24 protein-coding genes and 1 tRNA gene are annotated in these 25,206 nt (G+C 57.4%); 22 read left to right on the forward strand and 3 right to left on the reverse strand.

Annotation, left to right across the window (positions count from 1 at the left end; genetic code table 11):
- The 9 genes from GTN70_00730 to GTN70_00770 all read left to right on the forward strand — a co-directional run.
- On the forward strand, positions 1-254 hold a 254-nt coding region (locus tag GTN70_00730; protein NIO15525.1), incomplete at its 5' end, for a hypothetical protein.
- Positions 255-1,160, forward strand: coding sequence for a phosphorylase (locus GTN70_00735; protein ID NIO15526.1), 906 nt, complete (start codon positions 255-257; stop codon positions 1,158-1,160).
- Complete coding sequence (locus GTN70_00740) at positions 1,147-1,425, forward strand: DUF507 family protein (protein NIO15527.1); 279 nt, start codon at positions 1,147-1,149, stop codon at positions 1,423-1,425. The genes GTN70_00735 and GTN70_00740 overlap by 14 nt, the downstream gene beginning before the upstream one ends.
- Before the next feature lie 11 nt (positions 1,426-1,436).
- The gene (locus tag GTN70_00745; protein ID NIO15528.1) at positions 1,437-1,715 is read left to right on the forward strand and encodes a DUF507 family protein; all 279 of its coding nucleotides are present in this window, start codon (positions 1,437-1,439) and stop codon (positions 1,713-1,715) included.
- A 202-nt stretch (positions 1,716-1,917) separates the two neighbouring features.
- Positions 1,918-2,208, forward strand: a complete 291-nt coding sequence (locus tag GTN70_00750) for a co-chaperone GroES (protein NIO15529.1) — start codon at positions 1,918-1,920, stop codon at positions 2,206-2,208.
- A gap of 37 nt (positions 2,209-2,245) precedes the next feature.
- Positions 2,246-3,883, forward strand: a complete 1,638-nt coding sequence (gene groL / locus GTN70_00755; protein ID NIO15530.1) for a chaperonin GroEL — start codon at positions 2,246-2,248, stop codon at positions 3,881-3,883.
- Positions 3,884-3,995: 112 nt separating this feature from the next.
- Positions 3,996-4,337, forward strand: a complete 342-nt coding sequence (locus GTN70_00760; protein NIO15531.1) for a zinc ribbon domain-containing protein — start codon at positions 3,996-3,998, stop codon at positions 4,335-4,337.
- Between the two features lie 10 nt (positions 4,338-4,347).
- Positions 4,348-5,202 carry a bifunctional methylenetetrahydrofolate dehydrogenase/methenyltetrahydrofolate cyclohydrolase FolD gene (folD, locus tag GTN70_00765; GenBank protein NIO15532.1) on the forward strand — a complete coding sequence of 285 codons (855 nt, stop codon included), beginning with the start codon at positions 4,348-4,350 and terminating at the stop codon, positions 5,200-5,202.
- Between the two features lie 8 nt (positions 5,203-5,210).
- A complete protein-coding gene (locus tag GTN70_00770; protein NIO15533.1) occupies positions 5,211-5,618 on the forward strand; it encodes a glycine cleavage system protein H in 408 nt (135 codons plus the stop codon).
- Here GTN70_00770 and GTN70_00775 read toward each other — a convergent pair.
- On the reverse strand, positions 5,611-6,561 hold the full coding sequence (locus GTN70_00775; protein NIO15534.1) for a TonB family protein: 951 nt from the start codon (positions 6,559-6,561) through the stop codon (positions 5,611-5,613). The two genes, GTN70_00770 and GTN70_00775, sit on opposite strands and share 8 nt — an antisense overlap.
- 83 nt (positions 6,562-6,644) lie before the next feature.
- On the opposite strand from GTN70_00775, the gene GTN70_00780 reads away from it, so the two are divergent.
- The 8 genes from GTN70_00780 to GTN70_00815 all read left to right on the forward strand — a co-directional run bounded on the left by GTN70_00780 (position 6,645) and on the right by GTN70_00815 (position 16,732).
- Positions 6,645-7,334, forward strand: coding sequence for a rhomboid family intramembrane serine protease (locus tag GTN70_00780; GenBank protein ID NIO15535.1), 690 nt, complete (start codon positions 6,645-6,647; stop codon positions 7,332-7,334).
- Positions 7,335-7,470: 136 nt separating this feature from the next.
- A complete protein-coding gene (locus GTN70_00785; protein ID NIO15536.1) occupies positions 7,471-7,752 on the forward strand; it encodes a DNA-binding protein HU in 282 nt (93 codons plus the stop codon).
- Positions 7,753-7,935: 183 nt separating this feature from the next.
- Positions 7,936-9,231, forward strand: coding sequence for a phosphopyruvate hydratase (locus tag GTN70_00790; GenBank protein ID NIO15537.1), 1,296 nt, complete (start codon positions 7,936-7,938; stop codon positions 9,229-9,231).
- An 18-nt stretch (positions 9,232-9,249) separates the two neighbouring features.
- The gene (locus tag GTN70_00795) at positions 9,250-10,791 is read left to right on the forward strand and encodes a 2,3-bisphosphoglycerate-independent phosphoglycerate mutase (protein NIO15538.1); all 1,542 of its coding nucleotides are present in this window, start codon (positions 9,250-9,252) and stop codon (positions 10,789-10,791) included.
- A complete protein-coding gene (locus GTN70_00800; GenBank protein ID NIO15539.1) occupies positions 10,784-13,360 on the forward strand; it encodes a hypothetical protein in 2,577 nt (858 codons plus the stop codon). Before GTN70_00795 ends, GTN70_00800 begins: the two co-directional genes overlap by 8 nt.
- A gap of 2 nt (positions 13,361-13,362) precedes the next feature.
- Complete coding sequence (locus GTN70_00805) at positions 13,363-14,646, forward strand: hypothetical protein (protein NIO15540.1); 1,284 nt, start codon at positions 13,363-13,365, stop codon at positions 14,644-14,646.
- Entirely contained in the window at positions 14,639-16,351 is a 1,713-nt protein-coding gene (locus tag GTN70_00810) for a response regulator (protein ID NIO15541.1), read from the forward strand. The genes GTN70_00805 and GTN70_00810 overlap by 8 nt, the downstream gene beginning before the upstream one ends.
- Before the next feature lie 6 nt (positions 16,352-16,357).
- On the forward strand, positions 16,358-16,732 hold the full coding sequence (locus GTN70_00815; protein ID NIO15542.1) for a hypothetical protein: 375 nt from the start codon (positions 16,358-16,360) through the stop codon (positions 16,730-16,732).
- Here the strand turns inward: GTN70_00815 and GTN70_00820 are convergent.
- Positions 16,708-18,138 carry a hypothetical protein gene (locus tag GTN70_00820; GenBank protein NIO15543.1) on the reverse strand — a complete coding sequence of 477 codons (1,431 nt, stop codon included), beginning with the start codon at positions 18,136-18,138 and terminating at the stop codon, positions 16,708-16,710. The two genes, GTN70_00815 and GTN70_00820, sit on opposite strands and share 25 nt — an antisense overlap.
- Positions 18,139-18,168: 30 nt before the next feature.
- Positions 18,169-19,032 (reverse strand): hypothetical protein, encoded by an 864-nt coding sequence (locus GTN70_00825; GenBank protein NIO15544.1) that lies wholly within the window; start codon positions 19,030-19,032, stop codon positions 18,169-18,171.
- Positions 19,033-19,408: 376 nt separating this feature from the next.
- Here GTN70_00825 and GTN70_00830 point away from each other — a divergent pair.
- The 5 genes from GTN70_00830 to GTN70_00850 form a co-directional block, all read left to right on the forward strand.
- Positions 19,409-19,492, forward strand: a tRNA-Leu gene (locus GTN70_00830).
- 43 nt (positions 19,493-19,535) lie between these two features.
- The gene (gene tig, locus GTN70_00835; GenBank protein ID NIO15545.1) at positions 19,536-20,879 is read left to right on the forward strand and encodes a trigger factor; all 1,344 of its coding nucleotides are present in this window, start codon (positions 19,536-19,538) and stop codon (positions 20,877-20,879) included.
- 10 nt (positions 20,880-20,889) lie between these two features.
- The gene (gene clpP / locus GTN70_00840; protein NIO15546.1) at positions 20,890-21,498 is read left to right on the forward strand and encodes an ATP-dependent Clp endopeptidase proteolytic subunit ClpP; all 609 of its coding nucleotides are present in this window, start codon (positions 20,890-20,892) and stop codon (positions 21,496-21,498) included.
- Positions 21,499-21,509: 11 nt separating this feature from the next.
- Positions 21,510-22,763, forward strand: coding sequence for an ATP-dependent Clp protease ATP-binding subunit ClpX (gene clpX / locus GTN70_00845; protein ID NIO15547.1), 1,254 nt, complete (start codon positions 21,510-21,512; stop codon positions 22,761-22,763).
- 46 nt (positions 22,764-22,809) lie between these two features.
- On the forward strand, positions 22,810-25,206 hold a 2,397-nt coding region (locus GTN70_00850), incomplete at its 3' end, for an endopeptidase La (GenBank protein ID NIO15548.1).

The raw sequence follows: 25,206 nt of genomic DNA on the forward strand, positions 1-25,206 counted from the left end.
CCTTCGTTGAACCCTACCTGGAGGGTGGGGCGGGGATCTATTTCGCCGAATTCGACTTCGGCTTCGATACGGACAGCGGGGCGGGAATGGGCGTCCATTTTGGCACGGGGCTGGATTTCAGGGTATCTCCCGGCATCATCCTGGGCCTCGAGTTTCGCTGGTTTTTTGCGGAACCCGATTTCAGCGATGTATTCTTCGAGGATCCCGATGTCGGCGGTTTTGTCTTCAACTTCCTTTTGCGGGCAATGTTCTAGATGGCGGAAAATACCGGAAAAAGAGCGCCGTTTCTCTTGATTGGAGGATCGGGCGCATACCAGTTTGCCGAAGATGAGTTCGGCAGGCTCCTTGACAGGAGGAGGGTGAGGACCCCTTTCGGGGAATCGGCCCCCTTCTGCCTCTACGAAAACGGGGGGTTCCGCTTTTATTTCGCCTCCCGGCACGGGGAGAGGGGATACGAGATGAGCGCCCCCTTTGTCAATTACCGGGCGAACCTGTACGCCGCAAAGCTGCTCGGCGTCGAGCGGGTGGTGGCCTGGAGCGGCCCCGGCATCGTAAACGACGGGCTGGCCCCGGGGTCTTTTCTCGTTCCCACGGATCTCATCGACTTCACGAAAGGAAGGAAGGCCACCTTCTTCGCGGGTACCGGCCTGGGGTTCATCAGGCAGAACCCCGTGTTCTGCGCCTCCATGGGACGGGCCCTGGCAGAAGCGGCAGAGAGGAGCGGAAGAGACGTGGTCCACGGTGGCACCTACGTATGCACCGAGGGGCCGCGGCTTGAGACCCCGGCGGAAATAAGGATGTTTCGCATGTGGGGCGCCGATGTGGTGGGAATGACCCTCGTTCCCGAGGCGTTCCTTGCCCGGGAACTCGAGATCTGCTATCAGCCGATCTGTTACCTGACGAATTATGCGGAGGGGGTGCGGGAGCTGCCCTACCGGGAGGGCGTCCTCTTCGAGGGGACGCTGCCCGATGAGATGGCCCCGGGGGTTGAAAAAGCGAAGGAGCTGCTCCCCGGGATCTGTATCTTCGCCATGCGTCTTTTTAAGGGGCGAAAGAGGGATTGTCCCTGCAGCGTCTCGATGGAGCGGTACAGAAGAGCCGGCGTGATCGGTGAGGACTTCAAAGGGTGGACGAAGGGAGGGGACGGTGCGGCTGAATGAGCAGGAGATGAAGGGGCTCGCCGACTTCATCTATGAGAGGCTCATGAAGAGGGAGATGATCACCCTCAAGAGCGAGGAAAGCGAGGTCCGCAGGAGGATCTACGAGGCGATCGAGAAGGATATCAGGGCGGAGCAGGCACTCGATGAGGAGGTGGAGAAGATAATCGACGAGCATATCCAGCGGGCCGGAGAGGACATAAACAGGCGGAAGCTGTTCAAGATGATAAAGCACAAGCTCGCCAGGGAGCGCGGCTTGGTCCTGTGAGAGGGGGCGCCATGAAGCTTTCGGAAGAGAGAATATCCCACATCGCCCACATGGTATTCAACAGGATCTACAATGACGACGTGGTCGATTTTTACGACGAGGAGACGGGTGTAAGGGAGATCAGGCGGGCCATAGAAAGCTTTCTGAAATTCTACGAGGATGTCGACGGCGCGGTGCGGGTGAAGATCGCATCGCTGAAAAAAAGGATTCCCGAGGGCTCTCCCGAATGGGAGGTCCTCTACAGGAAGTACTTCGACGAGGAGGTGGGGAAGAAAAAACCCTGGAAGTAGGGGACAGCCTGCATTACCACCTCCCCTGGAACCGCGAGGCCGATCTCGCCCTGCCGCATAGTTTTCCTTCCCCAAAAAAAAATCTTGATTTCTGGCCCGGCAGGTACTATAAAATATTTTTATTAGCACTCGATTGAGATGAGTGCTAACAGTTAAAACGTCTCTCAAACCAAAATAAATGATTATGAAAAAGGAGGTGCGTATGAAGTTACGACCGCTTCAGGACAGGGTTATCGTCAGGAGAGTCGAGGAGGAGGAGATGACCAAGGGTGGCATCATCATCCCCGATTCGGCGAAGGAAAAGCCCCAGGAGGGCAAGGTCATCTCAGCGGGAAAGGGCAGGATCCTGGAAAACGGGACCAAGGTCCCCCTCGACGTGAAGGTAGGTGATCGTGTCCTTTTCAGCAAGTACGCGGGAACGGAAATCAAGATCGAGGGGGAGGAGCACCTGATCCTTCGGGAAGACGACATTCTCGCTGTTGTAGAAAAATAACGGACGAAATAAAAACGACGAACAGGAGGTAAAGAGTATGGCGAAGCAACTTGCATTTGACCAGGAGGCGAGAGCCAAAATCCTCAAGGGTATAAACGTCCTGGCCGATGCCGTCAAGGTCACCCTCGGACCCCGGGGGAGAAACGTGGTGCTCGAGAAATCTTTCGGCTCTCCGGTGATCACCAAGGACGGCGTCACGGTGGCCAAGGAGATCGAGCTCGAGGACAGGTTCGAAAACATGGGGGCGCAGATGGTGAACGAAGTGGCGAGCAAGACCAGCGACGTGGCGGGGGACGGCACCACGACGGCCACCGTTCTGGCCCAGTCCATCTACAAGGAGGGGATAAAGCTCGTCGCCGCGGGATACAACCCGATGGAGCTCAAGAGGGGAATCGACAAGGCCGTCGAGGCGGTGGTCGGTGAACTGAAGAACATGAGCAAACCGACGAAAGACCAGAAGGAGATCGCCCAGGTCGGCGCGATCTCTGCGAACAACGATGAGGAGATCGGCGGCATCATCGCCGAGGCCATGGCGAAGGTCGGCAAAGAGGGAGTCATAACCGTCGAGGAGGCAAAGGGTATGGAAACGACCCTTGAAATCGTCGAGGGCATGCAGTTTGACCGCGGCTATCTCTCACCCTATTTCGTGACCGATGCCGAGAGGATGGAGGTTGTCCTCGAGGACCCCTACATTCTCATCCACGAGAAGAAGGTGAGCAACATGAAGGATCTTCTGCCCCTCCTCGAGCAGATTGCGCGGATGAACAAACCCCTTCTCATCATCTCAGAGGACGTGGAGGGCGAGGCCCTTGCCACGCTGGTGGTCAACAAGCTCAGGGGGACCCTCACCTGCTCTGCCGTGAAGGCCCCCGGTTTTGGTGACCGCAGGAAGGCAATGCTCGAGGACATCGCGATCCTCACCGGAGGGAAATCCATTTCCGAGGAGATGGGGATAAAGCTCGAAGCGGTCAAGGCGGACGACCTCGGGCGCGCGAAGAGGGTCGTGATCGACAAGGACAACACCACGGTGATCGATGGCGCGGGGAAAAAGTCCGACATCGAGGGAAGGGTGAAGCAGATACGGACCCAGATCGATGAGACGACCTCGGATTACGACCGGGAGAAACTCCAGGAGCGGCTCGCAAAGCTCGTGGGGGGTGTTGCCGTGATCAACGTGGGAGCGGCCACGGAAACGGAGATGAAAGAGAAGAAGGCGCGCGTCGAGGATGCACTGAACGCGACGCGGGCTGCCGTTGAAGAGGGCATTCTGCCCGGTGGCGGCGTTGCCCTCATCAGGGCCGCAGACGTGATCGACGACATGGATCTTTCCAGCGAGCAGAAAGCCGGTGCCAGCGTCGTGAAAAAAGCCCTGCTGGAGCCAGCGGCGCAGATCGCGGCGAATGCAGGAAAGGACGGCGCCGTTGTCGTGGATAAGATCGTCAATATGAAGGGGAACGTGGGCTTCAATGCCGCTACCGACGAGTTCGAAGACATGATGAAAGCCGGGATCCTCGATCCCACGAAGGTGGCGCGGTCTGCCCTTCAGAATGCTTCGTCCATCGCCGGGCTCATGCTGACGACGGAGTGCATGGTGGCAGACAAGCCGGAAGAGAAGAAGGGTATGGAAGCCCCCATGCCTCCGGGCGGTATGGGAGGAATGGGAGGCATGTACTGATATTGCCAGAACGGACGGAAGAGGCGGGGTGGCCGGGATTGGCTGCTTCGCCTCTTCTTCATCCCGATATGCTGGTACTATTGTGCGGTGGTGCATTTTTGGAGGTGAAGGAATGCCGATATACGAGTACTGCTGTAAAAAGTGTGGCGAACTGACCGAGGTGATGCTGAAGATCAGCGACTCGCAGCCCACCACGTGTGAACGGTGCGGAGGAAAGCTCAAGAGACAGATATCCAACACGACATTCATACTCAAGGGGTCGGGGTGGTACGCCACCGATTACGGCGCGAAGGACGCGGGCAAAAAAAGAGCCCCGTTGAACCAGGGCAACAACGGAAGTGACGGTGCCGGGACAGGAGACCTTCCCGGTGCGGCAAACGAGACCAGAGGCGACACGGGCGAAGAGGGATCGAAGGAAACGAAGAAGAAAGACGCCGTTGCGCCTGCAGAGTAGGGGAAAGCGGTTGGAGAGCAAGATAATAGACGGGAAGGCGATTTCGGCGAAGCTTCGCGAAGGCATTACCGAAGAGACCGCCAGGTTCAAAGAGCGTTTTGGCAGGAACCCCTGTCTCGCCGTCATCCTTCTGGGAGAGGATCCCGCTTCTTCCATATACGTGCGCATGAAGGGAAAGGCCTGCGAGGCGGCGGGAATAGGGTCGGTGCAGCACACCCTCGAGGCCGAAACCGGCCAGGAGCGCCTCCTTGACCTCATCGACAGCCTGAACGAGGACGGCACGGTAGATGGTATCCTCGTGCAGCTTCCCCTTCCTCCCCACATCGACGAGGGGCTGGTTCTGGAGAGAGTCGCCCCCCACAAGGATGTGGACGGGTTCCACCCCGTGAACGTGGGAAAGCTCATGATCGGGCACGAAACCTTTTACCCCTGCACTCCCCACGGGATAGTGAAGATGCTCGAGCACGAGGAGGTCGAGATAAAGGGAAAAAGGGCCGTAATCATCGGGAGGAGCAATATCGTTGGCAAACCCCTTGCCCTGCTGCTCCTTCGAAAGCACGCCACGGTAACCATCTGCCATTCGAGAACGGTGGATCTGCCGGCGGTTGCCCGTGAGGGAGACATCCTCGTCGCGGCGATCGGGAGGGCTCAGATGGTGGGAAGAGACATGGTGAAAGAGGGTGCCGTCGTCATCGACGTTGGAGTGAACAGGTTGCCCGATGGAAAGGTGGTGGGCGACGTCCTTTTTGACGAGGTTGCGCCCCTCGTTTCGAAAATAACGCCCGTACCCGGGGGCGTTGGCCCGATGACCATAACCATGCTTTTGGCCAACACGCTCCAGGCGGCGCGGCTCAACGAAAAGTAGCGTGTCTCATGCAGGTTCCGGAACATCTCCTCTATACACGGGAACACCAGTGGGTCTTTCCCGGGGACCATGGGCTGGTCGCCGTCGGGGTGACCGACTTCTTTCAGCGGCAGATGGAGGAGATCATTTTCGTTGAACGGCCTCCCGAGGGGGAGCTCATTGCCGAGGGGGAAACCCTCTTCCTCATCGAGTCCGGAAAAACGGTGTACGAGTTTACCTCTCCCCTCTCCGGTATGCTTCTCGAGGCCAACGCGGAGGTCATCGACAGGCCCGGGATCATCAACACCGACCCCTACGGCAGGGGATGGCTGATAAGGGTGGAAACCACCCACGTCCCGCGGGAGAGGCTCCTGAGTCCCGGGGAGTACCGGGAGTTCTCGGCACACTTCACCTACCCGCTCCCCCCCGTTACTTGATTTTCAGATAGTGCATTTCGTAGATGAAATTTGCCCGTATGTTCAGTTCATCTATCCGGTACTGTTTCGGTATGGGGGAGAAGGGGGCGGCTTTTCTGATCGACTCGATAGCCTCTTCGTCCAGAATGGCGAACCCGGAGCTCCTCACGAGTTTGATGTTCTTCAGGTCCCCGCCCCGGTTGATGGAGAAGTCGAGAATGAGGTCGCCCTGGATCCCTCTCTGAATGGCATCGAAGGGGTATTGCCAGACGAGCTCGATTTTTCTCTTTATGCTGGCAAAGTAGGAGATGTACTGGATAGAGGGATTGTCGAGGGGTGTCAAAACCGTTCCTGCCCGCGCGACTTCCGAAAACTCGCCCTGCTGCTTCGCCTCTGATTTCGTGCCGATATTTTCCCCTTCCCCCTTCCCCTCTCCTTTCGTATTCCTCTCTCTTGCCGCCAGGACCATCTTGCCCAGCGTCGGTGTCAGGTCCTTTACCCGGGGGACCTTTCCTCTTTCATCAGCACCCTTTCCCTCACTGTCTGCGATCTTGCTCTTTTCCTCCTGCCTGTTTGAGGCCTCTTGTCCCTGTTTGCCTTTTTCCGCCTCCTCGCTTTTTGTCTGGGTTGCAACTTTCGGCATCACCTTCTCGGGAGGCAGGTCGGGGTTGACGGGGAGGTCGGGCACTTTCCCCTCCAGGACCCGGTCCTTGAACGGCGGAAGGGGCTTCTGTTGGGGTGTTTTTTCCTCGGCGGGCTTGGTTTTTTTGAATTTCTTGCTGTCGATGAGCCCGGGGAGCGCTTTCTCTATCTCTGTGGCCCTCGGGATGTCGATGAGCTCGACGAAGGCGACCCTCGGCTCCTTCAGGGGCTCCGTTTTTATTGTCATGAGAAACAGAATCGATGTAACATGGAGAAACATCGATGCTATTATGTAGGTGTTCAACCTTTTCTTATTGTTCATGTTGGAAATCGGCCCGATATGCGATATGCTTCCATTTTTACTGATTATTAAAGCACAATTGCGGCGGAAGGGAGGAGTGAAAAATAATACCCCTCAGAGACACGATACCATCTGAGAGGAAACCGGTTGTCAATTACGCAATCATCGGCCTGAATGCCTTTTTTTTTCTCATAGAGGTTTTCGCCGGGGGCGCACAGCATGACATCATCACCAATTTTGGCGTCATTCCATTCCGGTTCGTGGACAACTGGAGTTCTTCCTTAAGGGAACTGCTCACGCCCCTGTCCGCCATGTTTCTCCATGGCGGGTGGCTCCACATCCTGAGCAACATGCTCTACCTTTACATCTTCGGCGACAACGTGGAGGATGCCCTCGGGCACGGGAAGTACCTGGCGTTCTACCTTACCTGCGGCTTCTTATCCTTTCTGACCCAGATCATGATCAACACCTCGTCGATGGTTCCCAATATCGGCGCTTCCGGGGCCGTTGCGGGCGTTCTCGGGGCCTACCTTCTCCTCTATCCCCGGGCCCGCGTCGTGACCCTCCTTCCACTCTTCGTTGTTTTCACCATGGTCGAGATTCCCGCATATTTCTTCCTCGGCTTCTGGTTTTTAATGCAGCTTGCCGGGGGCACCGCCCAGCTTGGTAACCAGAACCCCTTTTCGGGTGGGATCGCGTTCTGGGCCCACATCGGGGGATTCGTGGCGGGTGCACTGCTCCTTGGCCTTTTCCTGCCGAAATGGCGGATGCGGTTTCCCGGGCGCCGCCTCTAGCTGTCTGCGGGGAAAGCGTGGAGCTGTTTCCGGGAAAAAACCTTGACAAATAAGGATATTCGTATATATCTATTATCGACAAGCGATAAATTTGTTTTTTCACCATTCCATTACCTAAATAAAGGAGGGGGAGAATATGACGAAGGCTGAACTCGTTGCAAAGATTGCAGGTGAAACGAAAGTCAGCAAAGCGGCTGCAGAAAAGGTTCTGAACTCGGCTATCAAAAACGTAACGATGGCTCTTAAGAAAGGGGACAAGATCACCCTCACGGGATTTGGCACGTTTTCCGTATCCAAGAGGAAAGCGAGGAAGGGTCGCAACCCTCAGACCGGCGCGGCAATAAGAATCAAAGCGACGAAGGTTCCCAAGTTTTCTCCCGGGAAGGGGCTCAAAGACGCTGTAAGCGGGAAGAAATAAGCCTATCCCCCCGGCAAGATCCCGCCCCGGGAAGTTTTTCCCGGGGCTTTTTTTTTCGCGGTTGACCGTGAAGCGGCCTGTCCGCTTTTTTGAAATCGCGAAAGATGCCTTTTATGGCCTGCATAAATCTGCATATAATATGGAGTCCTGATATTCACAGTTAAGCGAAGGAGGAGGTTTGTCATGAGCATAATCGTTGACGTATTTGCCAGGCAGATTCTCGATTCACGGGGCAACCCCACCATCGAGGTGGAAGTGACGCTCGAATCGGGCGCAGTGGGCAGGGCGGCGGTTCCCTCGGGTGCCTCGACGGGAACCCGGGAAGCAGTTGAGCTAAGAGACGGCAATCCTCGGAAATACCTGGGGAAAAGCGTTGAAAAGGCGGTGAAAAACGTAAATGCCGTGATCGCCCCGAAAATGATCGGCCTCGATGCGACGGAGCAGGTCTTCATCGACAATTTCCTCCTGGCCCTCGACGGGACCCCGAACAAGTCGAAGCTCGGTGCGAATGCGATCCTCGGGTTTTCTCTCGCCGCGGCAAAAGCCGCTGCCCAGTACACAGGATTGCCGCTCTACCAGTACATCGGCGGGGTCCATTCCTGCACCCTTCCCGTGCCGATGATGAACATAGTCAACGGTGGCGCCCACGCCGACAACAACGTGGACATCCAGGAGTTCATGATCATGCCCCTCGGCGCCGCGTCGTTTGCAAAAGCGCTGCAGATGGGTACGGAAACGTTTCACGCTCTGAAGAAGGTGCTGAAGTCCCGGGGCTACTCCACGTCGGTCGGGGACGAGGGGGGGTTCGCCCCTCACCTCGAGTCGAACGAGGAGGCCTTCGAGGTGATCGTAGAGGCGATCGGGAAGGCGGGATACAAGGCGGGCAAGGACATCGCCCTTGCCATCGACGCTGCGGCGTCGGAGTTCTTCTCCCGGGGCAAATACGTCTTCAAAAAGTCCGACGGATCGAAAAAGAGCCCGGAAGAGATGGTGAGCTTCTACGGGAGGCTCGCAAAGAAGTACCCCATCGTCTCCATCGAGGACGGCTTTGCCGAGAACGACTGGAAGGGGTGGAAGCTCTTTACCCGGGCCATGGGGGACAGGATGCAGATCGTCGGCGACGACGTCTTCGTGACGAACCCGCAGATCATCGAGAAGGGCATCAGGGAGGGGGTGGCGAACTCCGTGCTCATCAAGTTGAATCAGATAGGGACGCTCACGGAGACGATCGAGGCCGTCGAGCTGGCAAAGCGTGCCGGCTTTACTTCCGTGGTCTCCCACCGTTCCGGGGAGACGGAAGACACGACGATCGCCGATTTCGTCGTCGCCCTCGGAACCGGTCAGATCAAGACGGGCTCGGCCTGCAGGACGGACAGGGTGTGCAAGTACAATCAGCTCCTGCGGATAGAAGAGGAACTCGAGGGATTTGCCCGGTATCCCGGATGGAGCGTTTTTTATAATATCGCCGTCAAGAAATAGGGTGCGGAGCAGGCAAGTATGGACAGGAGAAGGTTCGTTGCCCTCGTGATCCTCGATGGATGGGGACACCGGGAAGAAAAAGAGTACAATGCCGTGGCGATGGCGAACACCCCCTTTTTCGACCACATCGCATCACGCTATCCCGGCACGATCATTTATGCTTCCCAGGAGAGGGTGGGGCTGCCCAACGGACAGATGGGGAACTCGGAGGTGGGCCATCTGAACATCGGCGCGGGCCGCGTCGTTTACCAGGATTTCGTGAGGATCAACAAGGCCGTCGAAGGAGGAGAGTTCTTTGAGAACCAGGTCCTTCTCGACGCGATGAGAAAGACCCGGGAGTGGGGAAGACCCCTCCACCTGATCGGGCTCGTCTCGGACGGCGGCGTCCACAGCATGGACACCCACCTGCTTGCACTCATCGCCATGGCGAAAAAAAACGGCATCGCCAGGGTTTACGTTCACGCCCTTCTCGACGGGCGCGACACGCCTCCGAAGAGCGGGGCGGGTTATCTGAGCGAGTTAAGGGACGAGATGGAGCGCATCGGTGTGGGGAAGATCGCCACCGTGGGCGGCCGGTACTACGGGATGGACCGGGACAACCGGTGGGAGAGAACGGAGAGGGCTTACCGGGCACTCGTCTTCGGTGAGGGCATCGCGCAGGAAGACCCCGTTGAGGCCGTCAAGAGGTCCTATGAAAAGGGGGTAACCGACGAGTTCGTCGAACCGGTGGTCATCGTAAAAGACGGCGTTCCCGTCGGCCCGATCGAGCACGGCGACGGCATCGTGTTTTTCAACTTCCGGGCCGACAGGGCCCGGCAGCTGACGCGGGCCCTTGCCCTGCCCGCGTTTGAAAAGTTCGACCGGGGAGGGTTTCTCGAGCCAACCTACGTCTGCATGACGCTCTACGACGAGACCTTTCGCCTCCCCGTTGCCTTTTCCCCGAAAACGATGAAAAATTCCCTCGGGGAGGTTTTCACGAGAGAGGGGATTCGGAATCTCAGGATCGCGGAAACGGAGAAGTATGCCCACGTTACCTACTTTTTCAACGGCGGAGAGGAGGAGGTCTTCGATGGTGAAACCAGGATACTCATACCTTCCCCATCCGTACCCACCTACGACCTGAAACCCGAGATGAGCGCCTACGAGGTTGCCGACCGTGCCGTTTCAGAGATAAGAAAGGGCGCCTTCGACGTGATGGTGCTGAACTTCGCAAATCCCGACATGGTGGGGCACACGGGGATAATCGAGGCGGCGGTGGCGGCGGTCGAGGCGGTCGATGCAAACCTCGGCAAGGTGGTAAAGCTCGTCCTGGACGCAGGGGGTGTTGCCCTGGTCACCTCAGACCATGGAAACGTCGAGATCATGGTGGACCCCGAGACGGGGCAACCCCACACGGCGCACACCATCAACCCCGTCCCGTTCATCGTCGTCGATCCGCACTTTCGGGGAAGGCTCAAGGAAAACAGGGCCCTCGAGGACATCGCGCCGACCATACTGAAATTACTCGGGCTGCCCGTTCCCGGCGAGATGACCGGCCAGGACATACGGGTTGATGGGTAGGTTCAGGAAGTTTTCCGGCAGAGAGGGAGGGGGCTTCCTTTTCGCCGGCCCCCTTGTCCTTTTCCTCGCGCTCCTTCCCGCAAAGAGTGCGCCGGCTTTCGTCACGGCCCGGTCCCTCGTGCTCGATCTCTCTCCCTCTTCCGGTTCCATCCGCGCCACCTTCACCGTGGAGATAGAAAACGACCGGCCCGTCCCGCTCGGGAGGCAGCAGTTTTTTCTCTACCCCGAGATGTTTAACGCCGGCTTTCTCAAGGACAACTTCGAAGACGTTGTCGATGGCAGGAGCATCCGTCCCGGCAGCTTCACCATGACCGCCGCCGAAGCGGGAGATGGCAGGGAGGTTGGCTTCGAAAGAGAGCAAGGACCGTATATGTCCCTTGTTTTCGGCCTTCCCCTCGCCCCCGGTGAGAGAAACACCGTGACGCTTCGCTACGAGCTGCTTATCCCCAACCACTTTTCCTGTTTTTCCGCGGTGCGAAAGGGCCTGTACCTGAACGGCGCCTTCTACCCGCTTCCCGTTTCCCGCAGGAATGGGAGACCGGAGCTCAGTCTTCAGAACGGGGAGGTCTCCTTCGCGGTGCGGGTGAAAGAGGGGGGGAAGAAGGTTCTCCTCATCCCCCACCGCAGTGGGTACGTCACGGGAGATGGATCGGTTGGCGTCGTTGCCGCTCTGCCCGGGATGAAGGAGGTGGGCCTTTTTCTCGCCGACTTCCGGGAGGTCTCCCTCGGCACGGGGGGGGTGAATGCAACCCTGTTCCGGGAAAAGATGTCGGGAAGGCAGGAGCAAAAAATTGAGGAAACGATCGACCAGGTGTCCCTCTTTCTCAAACAGCGGCATCCCGACCTGTTAGATGACCTCGAAGGGCTCCTCGTCGTCGAAGCGCCCCTCAGGAAGCGGGTCTCCTTTTTTACCACCTACGGGGTGGTCGTATCGGACAGGATATTCGACTCCCTCTACCTGTTTCAATCCCAGCATCAGGAATCGCTGATAGAGGCTGTCTTCAGCTATCTCGCATCGTCACGGGATGGGGGGAAGGGCTTCATTTCGAGAGTCTATGCCGAGTTTGTCGGGGAGATACTGAAAGACGAGTTCAGGGAGTTTACCGAACTGAGGCTGAGGAGCCTGAGAAACATGGTCAAGCCCTTCAGGTTCATCCCGCAGTTCGACAGCATCTACTACGACAGGGAGATGCCCTTTTCCCGCTCATACATCAGGACGGTTTACCGCTTTGGTTTTCCCGGGGAAGACTTCCCGACTGCCGAGTACCGGCGGGTGACGGGCGATTCGATCTACCGGGTCATGAGGTCCTACGAGACGATCGATGCCCGTTATGTTCTCACGCGATACCTTGCGGGGGCTGACCTCCTCGAAGTCCTCTCGGAGGCTGGCCTGAAAGACGATTTCCTCTCGCTTCTGGTCGCCGACCCCAGGAGCGACTACCGGCTGGTATCGGTTGAGGCCAGAGACGGGTCCCATGAGATCAAGCTGGCCAACCCGCGGGAAGATGCTCCGCGGGAGGGCGTAAAGGTGCTCGTCTCGCTCTCCGACGGGACGGAAAAAAACCTCGTCTGGGACACGGAGCAGAGGGAGGCATCACTTACCGTGGAATCCGCGCCGGGCGTGGAGGTTAAGAACGTGGCCGTCGACCCCGATCTCGTCATGGAGGACACCGACCGCTCGAACAACTACGTGAAGAGGCCGCTTCGCTTCGTCCTCCAATCAACGAGATTCAGCTATGATTTCAACACGAAGGATTTCCAAGGCTCCGTACTGTTCTACTTCAAGCGTGCATACGACCCGATTAACGCGTACTTTCTGCGGCTCTCCACGAGCGATGACTCCTCTTCGACTGAGTTCATCTACCGGCGGGCGATCAAGTTGAGGCGGCAGGGGGGGCTTTTCTGGGTGGGAGGGATACGCTACACCCATGAAAGGACCCTGATACCCTCGGAGGAAAACTTCGTCGAGGGGTTTTTTTCCCTCGATTACTCCACCCCCACCTTCCCGTTTTTCCCGGTGAGGGATATTCGGGGAGTGGTGAGCTTTATCCCGGGTTTTTTCGGGCGTGGCGGAAAGAACCAGTTTTACACCCTCCTGACCAGGGTGGTAAAGTATTTTCAGATCGACCTGAAGGACACCCTGGCCCTCAAACTGGATTCCGGTGTCGTGTGGGGTGACGTTCCGGATGTGCGGCTTCTCGACCTGGGCGGGAAGAGCCGTATTCGGGGGATAAAGAGCGATGACGCGGAAGTGGAAAACTTCGTGATCGGCACGGTTGAGCTCAGGCACCTTGTGACGAACGACCTCGACGCAGGGCTTCCCTGGGGGCTCTTTTCCGTTCATGGGTTCGCGGTGAACCTTTTTCTCGACGGGGGGATCGGCAAGTTTCCCGCAAGGGCCCGGGAAAAGAGGAAGGGTTTCCGGGCCTCATCGGGGGTGGGATTCTTTTTCATCGGGAATTTTCTCGGCATCGCCGAGGTGAAAGTGAATTTCGAGCTTGCCCGGGAGCTGGACCGTTTCAAGGACAACAGCACCCTCTTTTACTTCAAGTTCGACCAGTCATTCTGATCATGACGGCGGCAAAGCCATACAGAAGATCCCTCGACAGGGTGGTGGAGCTCACGAAAGGGGGGGAGGCCCTGTTCCTGGTCGGGGGAACGGTAAGGGACCTGCTCCTGGGAAGGGATTTGACGGATTTCGACATTTCCGGAGAGATCGAGCCGCGGAAGCTGGGCGAGGATTTCGCGGGGGCAACCGGGGGCACCATGGTACCCGTCGGCGAGCGGTTCGGGACGGTGCGGGTGGTAAACGACGAGGGGGTCTTTGACTTCAGCGCGTTGCGGGGAGGCGACATCCACCGGGACCTCTTCGAGAGGGATATCACCATAAACGCCATGGCCTATCCGTTCGGCCGGTATTGCGAAGCAGGGTTCGATGCGCGGGAAGTCATCGACCCCTTGCGGGGGACGGAGGATTTGCAAAGAAAGGTCGTGAGGGCTGTTTCCGGGGAAAACCTCAAAAGTGACCCCGTGCGGTTTTTCAGGGTTTACCGGTTCGCCTCGGCCTTCGGTTTTTCCGTCGATGACGACACCAGGAAGATGGCGGAGCGGCATGCTTCCTGTGTCCGGAGTGTGAAGGGGGAAAGGGCCCGGGATGAGATATTCGCCGCCTTTCGGGGCGATTACTTCGAAAAGGCGTTTAAATACAGGGAGTTAATCGGGCTGATATCTGCCTTCACGGGCATCGACGTTGCGGTGGAACCCGCGGCAGAAAGGGTTCTTCGCCTCCTTCGGGGGGTGATGGAAAAGACGTACGAAGGGGTGCGGGAAATCTACTTCCGGGAGCTGTCGGGAGGCAGGCGGGGCATAGACGTTCTCATTCTCCTCTCCCTTTTCTCCGGGGAGCGGGAAAGACCCCTCCCCCTGCTGCTCTTTAACCTTTTTCGCCTCTCCCGGAGGGAGAGAGAGGTGCTGTCCCGGGTAACGCAAGTGATGGAGGGGGGGCTCTTCCCCTCGCGGGGGGCATCGCCGATCAGGCCGGAAGCGATCGTTGATGCCGGCGCATACCTGCCCCACGTCATCCTGTTTGCCGACGGGGCAGGTGTTTTCGGAAACAGGAGAAATGCAATAGAAAAAACGGTACAATGCTACCTTGAAAACAGAGATCTCATCGAAAGGAGAGAATTGCCGTTTGTGTCCGGGAAATTTATTTTCCCCGGCTTAATAAAGAGGGTGAAAAATCCGAAAGAAACCTTGAGGAAGCTGATGGCAGAGGTGCTGGCCGGCACGATAGGAAGCGAGAGGGATGCGCGTGCATTCATAGACAGCGTGTGTGTCGAGAAGGAAAATGGATAAGGCGCTGAAAAAGAAGGTTCTCATCGTCAACGGAAATGGTCCGATCAGGGATACCCTCGCTTCGATCATGGAGAGTGCCGGCTATCTTCCCTCCATTGCGCCCACGGGCAAGGAGGCCATAAAGATCGTGATGAACTCCGCCGTCGATCTCGTCCTCACCGAGTCCTACCTGAAAGATTATTCCGGCGTCGAGCTGAAAAAGAGGATTAAGCGGATTTCACGGAAAACGAGGGTCATCGTTGTCAACAATTTTTCGGTGATCACGAGCTCCGATGATGTGCTGCGCTTCGGCGCGTCGGACTACATCGTCGACCAGCGGGAGCTCGTCGAGCTCATCAGGTATTCCCTCGAGGAAAAGACCCCCGTTTCCCTCCCCGTGACGGACGACGAGCTGAAAACGTGCCTGATAGACACCATGGACATTCTCATCGGGCTCCTGGAGGTAAACGACCCCTTCTTCAGCGGGAACTCCCACGTAACCATGGAGTATGCGAAATCGGTCGCGGAAGCGATGGAGCTGGAAAAACACATGATCGACGAGATCATCGTCGCCTCGCTCCTTCATGACATCGGAAAGATCGGCGTGAAAAAAGAGATCCTCGTGGAAAAAGAGGAGCTCTCGGAGAACGACCTTGCCTCCATCAGGGGGCACTGCGAAAACGGGGTAGCGATCCTTGAAACGATCAACTTTCCCTGGAAGATCAAGCCCATCATCATGCACCATCACGAGCGGTACGATGGAAACGGCTACCCCTCGGGCCTGAAAGGGAGGGAGATCCCCCTGGGGGCCAGGATTTTGAGTGTGGTGGATGCCTTCGCGGCAATGACGGCGAACAGGCCGCACCGGAGCGCCGTGAGCAATGAAGAGGCCCTCAAGGAGCTGCACGGGAACGTGGGGACCCAGTTCGACCCCGAGGTGGTGGAGATCTTTACCCGGGTGGTGGAGACGAAATTCTCCTACCGGAGCGTTACGTCGCGGGCCAAGGTGCTGGTCGTCGATGACGAGATCGACTACCTGACCCTGCTGAAGCTCAAGCTCGCCAATGAGGGGTTTGAAGTGGATGTAACCGATAACGGGCGGGAAGCCCTCGATATGATCAGGAAGGACAGGTATGACCTGGCGATAATCGACGTGGGCATTCCCGGCAAAACGGGCATGGACGTTCTCAGGGAGATGAGGCAGGACAGCGAGGTTGAAGACGTACCGTTTATTTTTCTCTCCGGCATGGATGAAGTGGAGTCGAAGGTTGAGGCGCTCCACCTGGGGGCCGAAGACTATCTGCTGAAACCCGTAAACATGAAGGAGCTCGCCGCCAGGGCCCGGAATATCATCCGGCGCGATAGCCGGCGCAAGAAAACGGAGACGGGCTTCGTGAATCCCGGCGTCGTCGGTGATTTGAGGAACCTCGGCCTTACCGATATCGTCCAGACGCTCCACCTGGGTCTCAAAACGGCGCTGGTTACCCTGAAGAACGGCGATGAGGTGGCGAAAATTTTCTTTGAGAACGGGCGGATAAAGCACTGCGGCTACAGGGACCTCCAGGGAGAGACGGCTTTTTACGAGCTCCTCAAGTGGGAAAACGGGGATTTCGTCATCGAACACGGCATCAGGACGAAGGAGCAGACCGTCACGATGGACGGCATGCAGATGCTGATGGAGGGCCTGCGCAGGATGGACGAGGAAGCACGCGACAAAGCGTACTAGCGAAAAATGGAAAAGTACAAAAACAGGCGGAGGGAAACCAGGGTCAAGGCGGCTGTTGCCGCCTTCCTGATTGCGGTGTCCGGGAAGGACGAGGCCATCAAATCTCCCCGGCAGAAGGTGAAGGTAAAGGACATCTCCCCCCTGGGGACCAGGATCGAATCCCCATCCGTTCGCCCCGGCGGCATCCACGTCATGTACAGCGACCTCATGCTCCACAAAAACACAGTCGAACTCCACTTCGACGCCGCTGGTGAAGAGGAGGTCGTGATCAAGGGGAAGGTCATATGGTACGACAAGCCGGAGGGGATGACCGATTACGTGATCGGCATAGAGTTCGATGAAGCCAGGGATATTTCTCAGCTCGTCGACGAGGAATCGTAGGGCGGGTTCAGTTCCACCAGCCGTATCTCAGCGAACACATCTGCTATTTTTCTCTCCTCGTCCTGCCGGGAGGACAAGGCTCCCTCGGAGCGGAGTGAGACCGTGACGGTACCATCGCCGTCACCCGAGGCGAGCACCACTTTCACCCTGCTCTGGCGGAGGTAGAGGCGGGCGGTAATCAGGACGATGACGAGAAAGGAGAGGTAGTAGAGGATGCCGACGGATGGGTCTACCCGGTAGGAGAGGACGCTTGCCTCCTTGAACCGGGAGAAGGTGACCGCCATCCCCATGATCTGCCTTCTCTCTCCCAGTGAAAGGTCCCCGAGTTTTTCCCTGTCTTTCCTGCTGCCTCCCTCTTTGAGACGGTAGAGGGAGAAAAAGGGCTTTATCTTCTCCCGGGTGCCGTCGATCCTGTTGAGGGTCCCGTGCCTGACGCCGGAAATCATGAGTTTCTCTTCGTTTTTCCCCTCGAAGCGCTTCCCCGGGGAGATGGTTCTTGTCTCGCCCCCGACTTTGAGCTCCACCTCCTGGTCATACCCCATCTGATAGAAGGTAAAGCCCCCGTGGCGCAGGGGGACGTTGACCTCCACCTTTTTCCTCAACACCTCCTTTCCCCCCCGTTGAACGGACAGGTCGCTTATCCAGTCGGAAACGGCGACGGCGCCCGGCTCGAGGGTAAAAGCCGCCTTCTCACCAGCCTTCGAGACGAGCGCGGCGATCTTCATGTGGGCTTTCGGGGGGAACTCTATCTTCGGGTTGTCCTCGTAGAGGGTCGAGAATTCGTTCAGTTTCAATTGGAAGGGGGCCCTCTTCTCCCCGGGGAGCTCAACCTCTTTTGTCTCTCCCGGATAGAGGGTCAGCACGTTTTCGTAGGAGAGGTAGTGGGTCGAGTAAAAGAGCGCGAGGCACAGAAATATCCCCGCGTGGGAAAGGATGGAGGTGATCGTGAGGTCTATCCCCCGGGCAAAGGTGAGGGTTGCCCCGCTTTCGCCTGCCTCCTCCCGCCTGAGCTTGTACCCGCGTTTTTTCAGGGCGGCCTTCAGGCGCGGGAGAAGGCCCGGTACGTCCGATCCCGCGGGGATCGCGTAGGACCTGCGGCCCTCTTTCCCCGGGTGCCACTCACCCGGTCTTCTCCGGGCAAGCACGATGATCCGCTCGGCGGTGCACACGAGGGTGTTCAGCGCCAGGAGGAGCCCCGCCAGGAGGAACAGGGGCGATTGAAAGATGTTGAGAAATCCCAGGTACCGTGCGCCGAAGATAAACTTTCCGCCCGCTTCCCGGTATTCCTCCAGCCCCACCCCCTGCGGGAATATCGTCCCGATGAGGAAGAAAAGGGAGAGGACAAGGAGGAGGTAGATCGCCGTCTTGGTCGATGCAAGGTGCCGATAGATAAAGTTTTTTCGCATCCGGTCCTCTCTTAACCAGGCCCCCGCCCTCTACACGGCGTAGACGTGCATGCTCGGGATGCCGAGCAGTTTTGAGATCCAGTTGATGCCGATGAAGGTCACGATCATGCACACAAAGCCCAGGATGTTGATGTAGGGCGCGTAGGCGTCACGCCAGCGGGGGATCTTCATGGCGTGAAGGTACACGGCAAAAACGGTCCAGGTGATAAGGGACCACGTCTCTTTCGGATCCCAGGACCAGAACCTCCCCCAGGCGTCGTTTGCCCAGGCGGCGCCCGAGACTATTCCGAATGTGAGCAGGGGAAACCCCACGACGACGAGGATATACGCATTCGTGTGAAAGGTCTCTACCTCCTGGCGCGTCAGTTTCACGATGTACGGCCTGTTCCTGATGTAGAGGTACAAAAGCTCCACCGAACAGGCCACGACGAAGACGGCATAGGACATGAACGCGATGATCACGTGCCAGAGAAACCAGCTGCTCTGCAGGGGCGGGGAGAGCGGCGGGGGAGCGGGATCCCTCGTCAACAGGGCGAAGAACATGGCCCAGGTAGAAAGAAGCGCGACGGGAAGGCCCGCGAGGTGGACCCGGGGTTTTTTCGCCATGATAAACAGAAGCGTGGCGCTCGAACACCAGGCGAACCAGGAGAGGCTCTCAAAGAGGGTCTGAAAGGGGGGGCGGGATGCCTCCCACCATCGGAAGAGGATTATGAAGGTGTGCAGGGCCGTTGCGCACGCCAGAGCCGAAGTGCCGAGCTTGCCCGTCACGTCGTCTCTGGCGAGGAGATTGAACAGGTACAGTATGACCGCGGTCAGGTAGAGGAAAGACACGGCGAGGAAGACCCTCAGCTCGATGAAGAGAGCTACCGTTTTCAGTTCGAGAATCTCGGTCATTACCTGCTTGTTTTTTTCGAAAGAGTAGTGGTAATCCTGATAATTGTATCACAGATGGGGGTTTCCCGGTCACAGTTCACCGCTCATCGCTGAGGGCGGAAGGGCAAGGCGGGGGCCCGGACGGTCACCGCGGACCGGGGCGGGCCCTTGACCGGAAACAGGGGAAAGACCCTGCCCCGGGGCCTCTTTTCCTCCGAACCGTTATATCCGGGCACTTCCCCTCTTTCCGGCCTCTTTCTCTGCCGGGGCGCGCAACCCGCTTCGCCGGGCCCGCTTTGAAAAGGTAAATCGTTGAAATGTAACTGTAATTGATCATCCGGGGCCAGATTGACAACCCGGCCCCGGTGGGGTTACAATAGTCCACACTTGACAGGGTGCGAGAGTGGCGGAATCTGGCAGACGCACTGGATTTAGGATCCAGCGGGTAACCGTGAGGGTTCAAATCCCTCCTCTCGCACCATTGCTGTTTGATGGGAAAAATCCAGGAGAGAGGACGGATAGCCATGAAAGAGGGCGTGGAGGTGAAAAAGACCATCGAGGATGTGAGCCCGGTTGTCAAGAGGCTGAAGGTGGAGATTCCCCGCGAGGTCGTTGAAAAGAGGCGGGAAGAGTCGTTTTTGAAAATCCAGAGAACCGCTAAAATACAGGGTTTCAGGCCGGGAAAGGCGCCGCTGTCGATAATCAAGACACGGTTCAGGGCGAGGGTGATCGAGCAGCTCGAGGAAGACCTGATCAAAGAGGGGTATTTTGAGGCGGCAAAGGAGGCCGATTTCAGGACCGTGGCGATCAGGGAGATCGAGGATGGGAAGTATATTGACGGTGAGGCATTCCGCTTTACGGCTCTTGTCGAGGTGGTCCCTGAATTCGAGCCGGTAGGATACGACGATATCAATATTTCCGATATAAATCAAGGTGTTACAGATGAGGAGGTGATGGGGGAGATCGAGCGGATGCGCGAGGCGCAGGCGGTTTACCGCCCCGTGGAGAGGAAGAGCGGGGAGGGTGACCTCCTGGAGGTAGACTTCAAAGCCTTTGACGGCGAAGAGCTGGTCGAGGAGAAGGAGAACTCCACGTATCTGCTCTCGGCCACGGGCACTCTCGGGGAGGAGTTCGACAGAAACCTGATGGGAAAGAAAGCGGGGGATGCCCCCGAATTCGAGATAACCTACCCCGAGGATTTCAGCATAGAGCAGATCAAGGGGAAAAAGATTCTCTACAAGATAGGCGTCAGGGCCGTGAAGGAAAAAGTGCTCCCCGAGCTCGATGACGAGTTTGCCCGGTCCCTGCCGGAAATCGAGAGCCTCGATGACCTGAAGGGCAGGATACGGGAGCACCTGGAGGAACAGAAGCTGCAGGCGGAAAAGAGGAGGCAGCGCGAAGAGCTTCTCGAAGCGCTGGTGGAAAAAAACCCGGTAGAGGTGCCGCAAACGCTGGTTGACGAGGAGATAACGCGTATGATAAGTGATACTCATAAGAGGCTCGAGTCGCAGGGGGTTAAGTTCGACCCTTCCCAGATGGATATGCGGAACCTGAAAGAGCGGTACCGGGAAAACGCCGTCAAGTCGGTGCGGTCTTCCCTTATTCTCGCAGCGATCGCCAAAAAAGAGGCCATCGAAGCCACGGAAGAGGATGTGAACCGGGAGCTGAAAACGATGAGCGAGAATTTTAACATCTCTTTTGAAAAAGTGTCATCATACTATAGTGACGAGAGAACGAGGGGTTCCCTGAAAAACTCTATCCTGGAAGCCAAAGTTCTGGAGTTTCTCTTAAAGAGCGAAGATGCAGATGCCGAAAAGAAGGGTAAGGGTAAATCTGCAGGAGCGGCAGGCAAGAAGGGAGAAAGCTAAAGGAGGAGCAATGACTCTGGTCCCCATCGTCGTAGAGCAGAGCGGGAGAGGTGAGAGGGCCTACGACATATATTCGCGGTTGCTCAAGGACAGGATTGTATTCATCGGCACCGGCATAAACGATGACGTGGCAAATCTCGTCATTGCGCAGCTGCTCTTCCTCGAGGCGGAGGACCCGGACAAGGATATATTCCTCTACATCAACTCTCCCGGAGGGCTGATCACGTCGGGGCTTGCCATCTATGATACGATGCAGTACATAAAGCCCCCCGTTGCGACGGTCTGTATGGGGCAGGCGGCCAGCATGGCTGCCGTGCTCCTGGCGGGAGGGGAGAAGGGAAAGAGAACGGGACTCCCCCATTCCAGAATCCTCATTCATCAGCCCCTCGGGGGCGTCCAGGGCCAGGCCGTTGACATCGACATTCAGGCGAGGGAGATAATGCGCATGAAGGAATCGCTCAGCTATATCCTTTCCCGGCATACGGGGCAGCCCCTGGAGAAGATTACCGCGGACTCCGACCGGGATTACTTCATGTCTGCTGAGCAGGCAAAGCAGTATGGTATAATAGACTACGTCGTTGAGAAGAGAACCATCACCCAACAAAAGATAAAAGAGTAAACGGAGGTATCGTGTCGAAGAGAGGATACGATAAGAACAGCATCCTTACCTGCTCATTCTGCGGTAAATCCCAAAATGAAGTCCGAAAGCTCATCGCGGGGCCAACGGTCTACATCTGTGACGAGTGCGTGGAGCTGTGCAATGACATCATCGCGGAAGAGTACGAGCTGGAAGAAACCTTTGAAGAGAAGAAGAAGAAGCTTCCAAAGCCCGAAGAGATCAAGCGGTCCCTCGACGACTACGTGATTGGCCAGGACAGGGCAAAGAAGATCCTGTCGGTTGCTCTCTACAACCACTACAAGAGGATCGAGACGAAATCCTCCGACCAGGTGGAGCTGCAAAAAAGCAATATCCTTCTCCTTGGCCCCACCGGCTCGGGCAAGACGCTGCTTGCCCAGACGCTCGCAAAGGTTCTCAACGTGCCGTTTACCATAGCCGATGCCACCACCCTGACGGAGGCGGGGTACGTGGGAGAGGACGTGGAAAATATCATCCTGAGCCTCCTCCAAAACGCAGACTATGACGTAGAAAAGGCCCAGAAGGGAATCGTGTACTTAGATGAGGTCGACAAGATCGCAAAGAGGGCCGACAGCCCGTCGATCACCCGGGACGTTTCCGGGGAAGGCGTCCAGCAGGCGCTCTTGAAGATACTCGAGGGAACGGTGGCGAACGTGCCGCCGAAAGGAGGCCGCAAGCATCCCCAGCAGGACTTCATCAAGGTGGACACGACGGACATACTCTTTATCTGCGGAGGCGCTTTTGTGGGCCTCGAAAACATCATAGAGAAGAGGATGGCAGAGAAGACCCTCGGATTCGGCGCGGATATCAAGGGAAAAGACGAGAAGAACATCGGTGATATCCTCATCCACAGCCAGCCGGAGGACCTCATAAAATACGGAATGATCCCCGAGTTCGTCGGCAGGCTTCCGGTAATTGCCACCCTCCACGAGCTCACGGAGGACGCGCTGGTGGAGATTCTCACCGAGCCGAAGAATGCCCTCGTCAAGCAATATATCAAACTTTTCGAGTACGAGAACGTTATTCTCGAATTCACCGAAAAGGCACTTCGCAAGGTTGCCAGACTCGCTATCGAAAGGAAGTCGGGAGCCCGCGGCCTGCGCTCCATCATGGAAAACATGATGCTCGATGTCATGTACGAGATCCCCTCCCGGGACGATGTGAAGCAGGTCGTGATAACCCCCGAAGTGGTAGACGGGTATGCTCAACCCGAGATCATCTACGAAACGAAGGTTGAGTCAGCCTGATTTCTGAACCTTGCGCAAGCATCTAAGAGGAAAACAGGAGATCAACATGGATGCGATCGATCTGATGCTCCCTCTTCTTCCGCTCCGGGACATGGTGATATTCCCATCGATGGTTGCCCCCCTTTTCGTGGGCAGGGAGAAGTCCATCAGGGCCATCGAGGAATCGATGAGAAAGAACAAGGTCATCATGATGGCAACGCAGAAGGATGCCCGAGAGGATGACCCGGAACCGGAGCATATCTACCGGATGGGAACCGTATGCTCCATCATCCAGATGATGAAGATGCCGGACGGGACGGTCAAGGTGCTCGTGGAGGGCAAGAGGAAAGCGAAAATCACCCACTACATCCCCGAGGAGAGCTATTTTCAGGTCCTCGTCGAATACACCGTGCCGGAAGCCGCCGACAGGGTCAGCGTCGAAGCGCTCTCCCGGAACGTGAAGGGCTCCTTCGAGAAGTACGTGAAGCTGAGCAAGAAACTGCCCTCGGAGCTTCTGATGACCGTTTCCGGCATCGAAGATTACGAGAAGCTTGCCGATACGATCGCCGGGCATCTTCCCCTCAAGATAGAGGATAAACAGGAGCTGCTCGAGACCACATCGCTGGCAGAGAGGCTCGAGAGGATTTACTCCCATCTCGAAGGGGAAATAGAGATACTCGAGGTGGAAAAGAGGATTCGCGGCAGGGTGAAAAAGCAGATGGAAAAGACCCAGCGGGAGTTCTACCTGAGCGAGCAGATGAAGGCGATCAAGGACGAGCTGGGTCATGGGGATGACGAGAAGACCGAGCTTGCCGAACTCGAGGAGAAGATCAAGAAGAAGGGCATGTCGAAGGAGGCCACGGAGAAGGCCCTCCGCGAGCTCAAGCGGCTGAAGATGATGGCGCCCATGTCGGCGGAGGCGACGGTGAGCAGGACCTATATCGACTGGCTCATCGCGCTCCCCTGGACAGAGAAGACCGACGACAAGATCGACATAGACGGGGCGGCCAGGATCCTCGACGAGGACCACTACGGGCTCGAAAAGGCCAAGGAGCGCATACTCGAGTACCTCGCCATCCGCAAGCTGGTGAACAAGCTGAAAGGCCCGATTCTCTGCTTCGTCGGCCCCCCGGGCGTGGGGAAAACGTCCCTTGCCAAGTCGATCGCCAGGGCGCTGGGGAGGAAGTTCGTGCGGATTTCCCTGGGCGGCGTGCGGGACGAGGCCGAGATACGGGGCCACAGGCGGACCTACATCGGGGCGCTGCCGGGAAAGATAATCCAGTTCATGAAAAAGGCGGGAACGGTCAACCCCGTCTTTCTCCTGGACGAGGTGGACAAGATGAGCGTCGATTTCAGGGGAGACCCGTCGGCGGCCCTTCTTGAAGTCCTTGACCCCGAGCAGAACAACACCTTCAACGACCACTACCTGGACATGGATTATGACCTCTCGAGCGTCATGTTCATAACGACTGCCAACACCCTCCACGCCATCCCTCCCCCCCTCCGGGACCGTATGGAGATCATCCGCATACCGGGATACACGGAGATGGAGAAGTTTCACATAGCGAAAGACCACCTGATCAAGAAACAGCTCGAGGAGAACGGCCTGGAAAAGTATGACGTGACCCTGACCAACCCCGCCCTGATGAAGGTGATACGGAACTACACCCGTGAGGCGGGCGTGAGAAACCTGGAGCGGGAGATCGCCTCGGTGTTCAGGAAAGTGGCGAAGGAGGTGGCCACCCAGGAGGGCCTGAAGGGAGTGAAGATAACGGCGGCGAAAATAAGGAAGTTTCTCGGCCATGAGAGATTCCGTCACGGCGAGAAGGAGGAGAAAGGCCTCGTGGGTATCGCCACGGGCCTGGCCTGGACCGAGTTCGGCGGGGAGCTCCTGCTCGTTGAAGTGACGATCATGCCCGGGAAGGGCAAGCTCACGGTTACCGGGAAGCTCGGCGACGTGATGCAGGAGTCATCCCAGGCGGCCATCTCGTATGTCCGCAGCAGGACCGAGCAGCTGGGTATCGATCCCGAGTTTTACCAGAAGTATGACGTGCACGTCCACGTACCGGAAGGCGCCATACCCAAGGACGGGCCTTCGGCGGGGATCACCATGGCGGTTGCGCTTACCTCGGCCCTGACGAAGATCCCCATGAAAAACGACACGGCCATGACCGGGGAGATAACGCTGCGGGGAAGGGTCCTGCCGGTAGGCGGGCTCAAGGAAAAGCTGATCGCCGCCCACAGGGCCGGCATCAAGAAGGTCCTCATCCCCGAGGAGAACTACTCGGAGCTGGAGGATGTCCCCCTGAAGATAAGAAAGGCCCTGGAGATCAAGAAGGTCGCCCACATGGACGAGGTCCTGGGCGAAACCCTCGGCATCAAGAGGAAAGAGGAGGACGATGCGGATTCCCCCATCGTGGTGCCCGAGGGGGAGAAAAAAGAGGAGGGGAAGGAAGATCCCCTC

It is taken from the genome of Deltaproteobacteria bacterium, from assembly GCA_011773515.1.
In the GTDB taxonomy this organism is placed as follows: domain Bacteria; phylum Desulfobacterota; class Deferrimicrobia; order J040; family J040; genus WVXK01.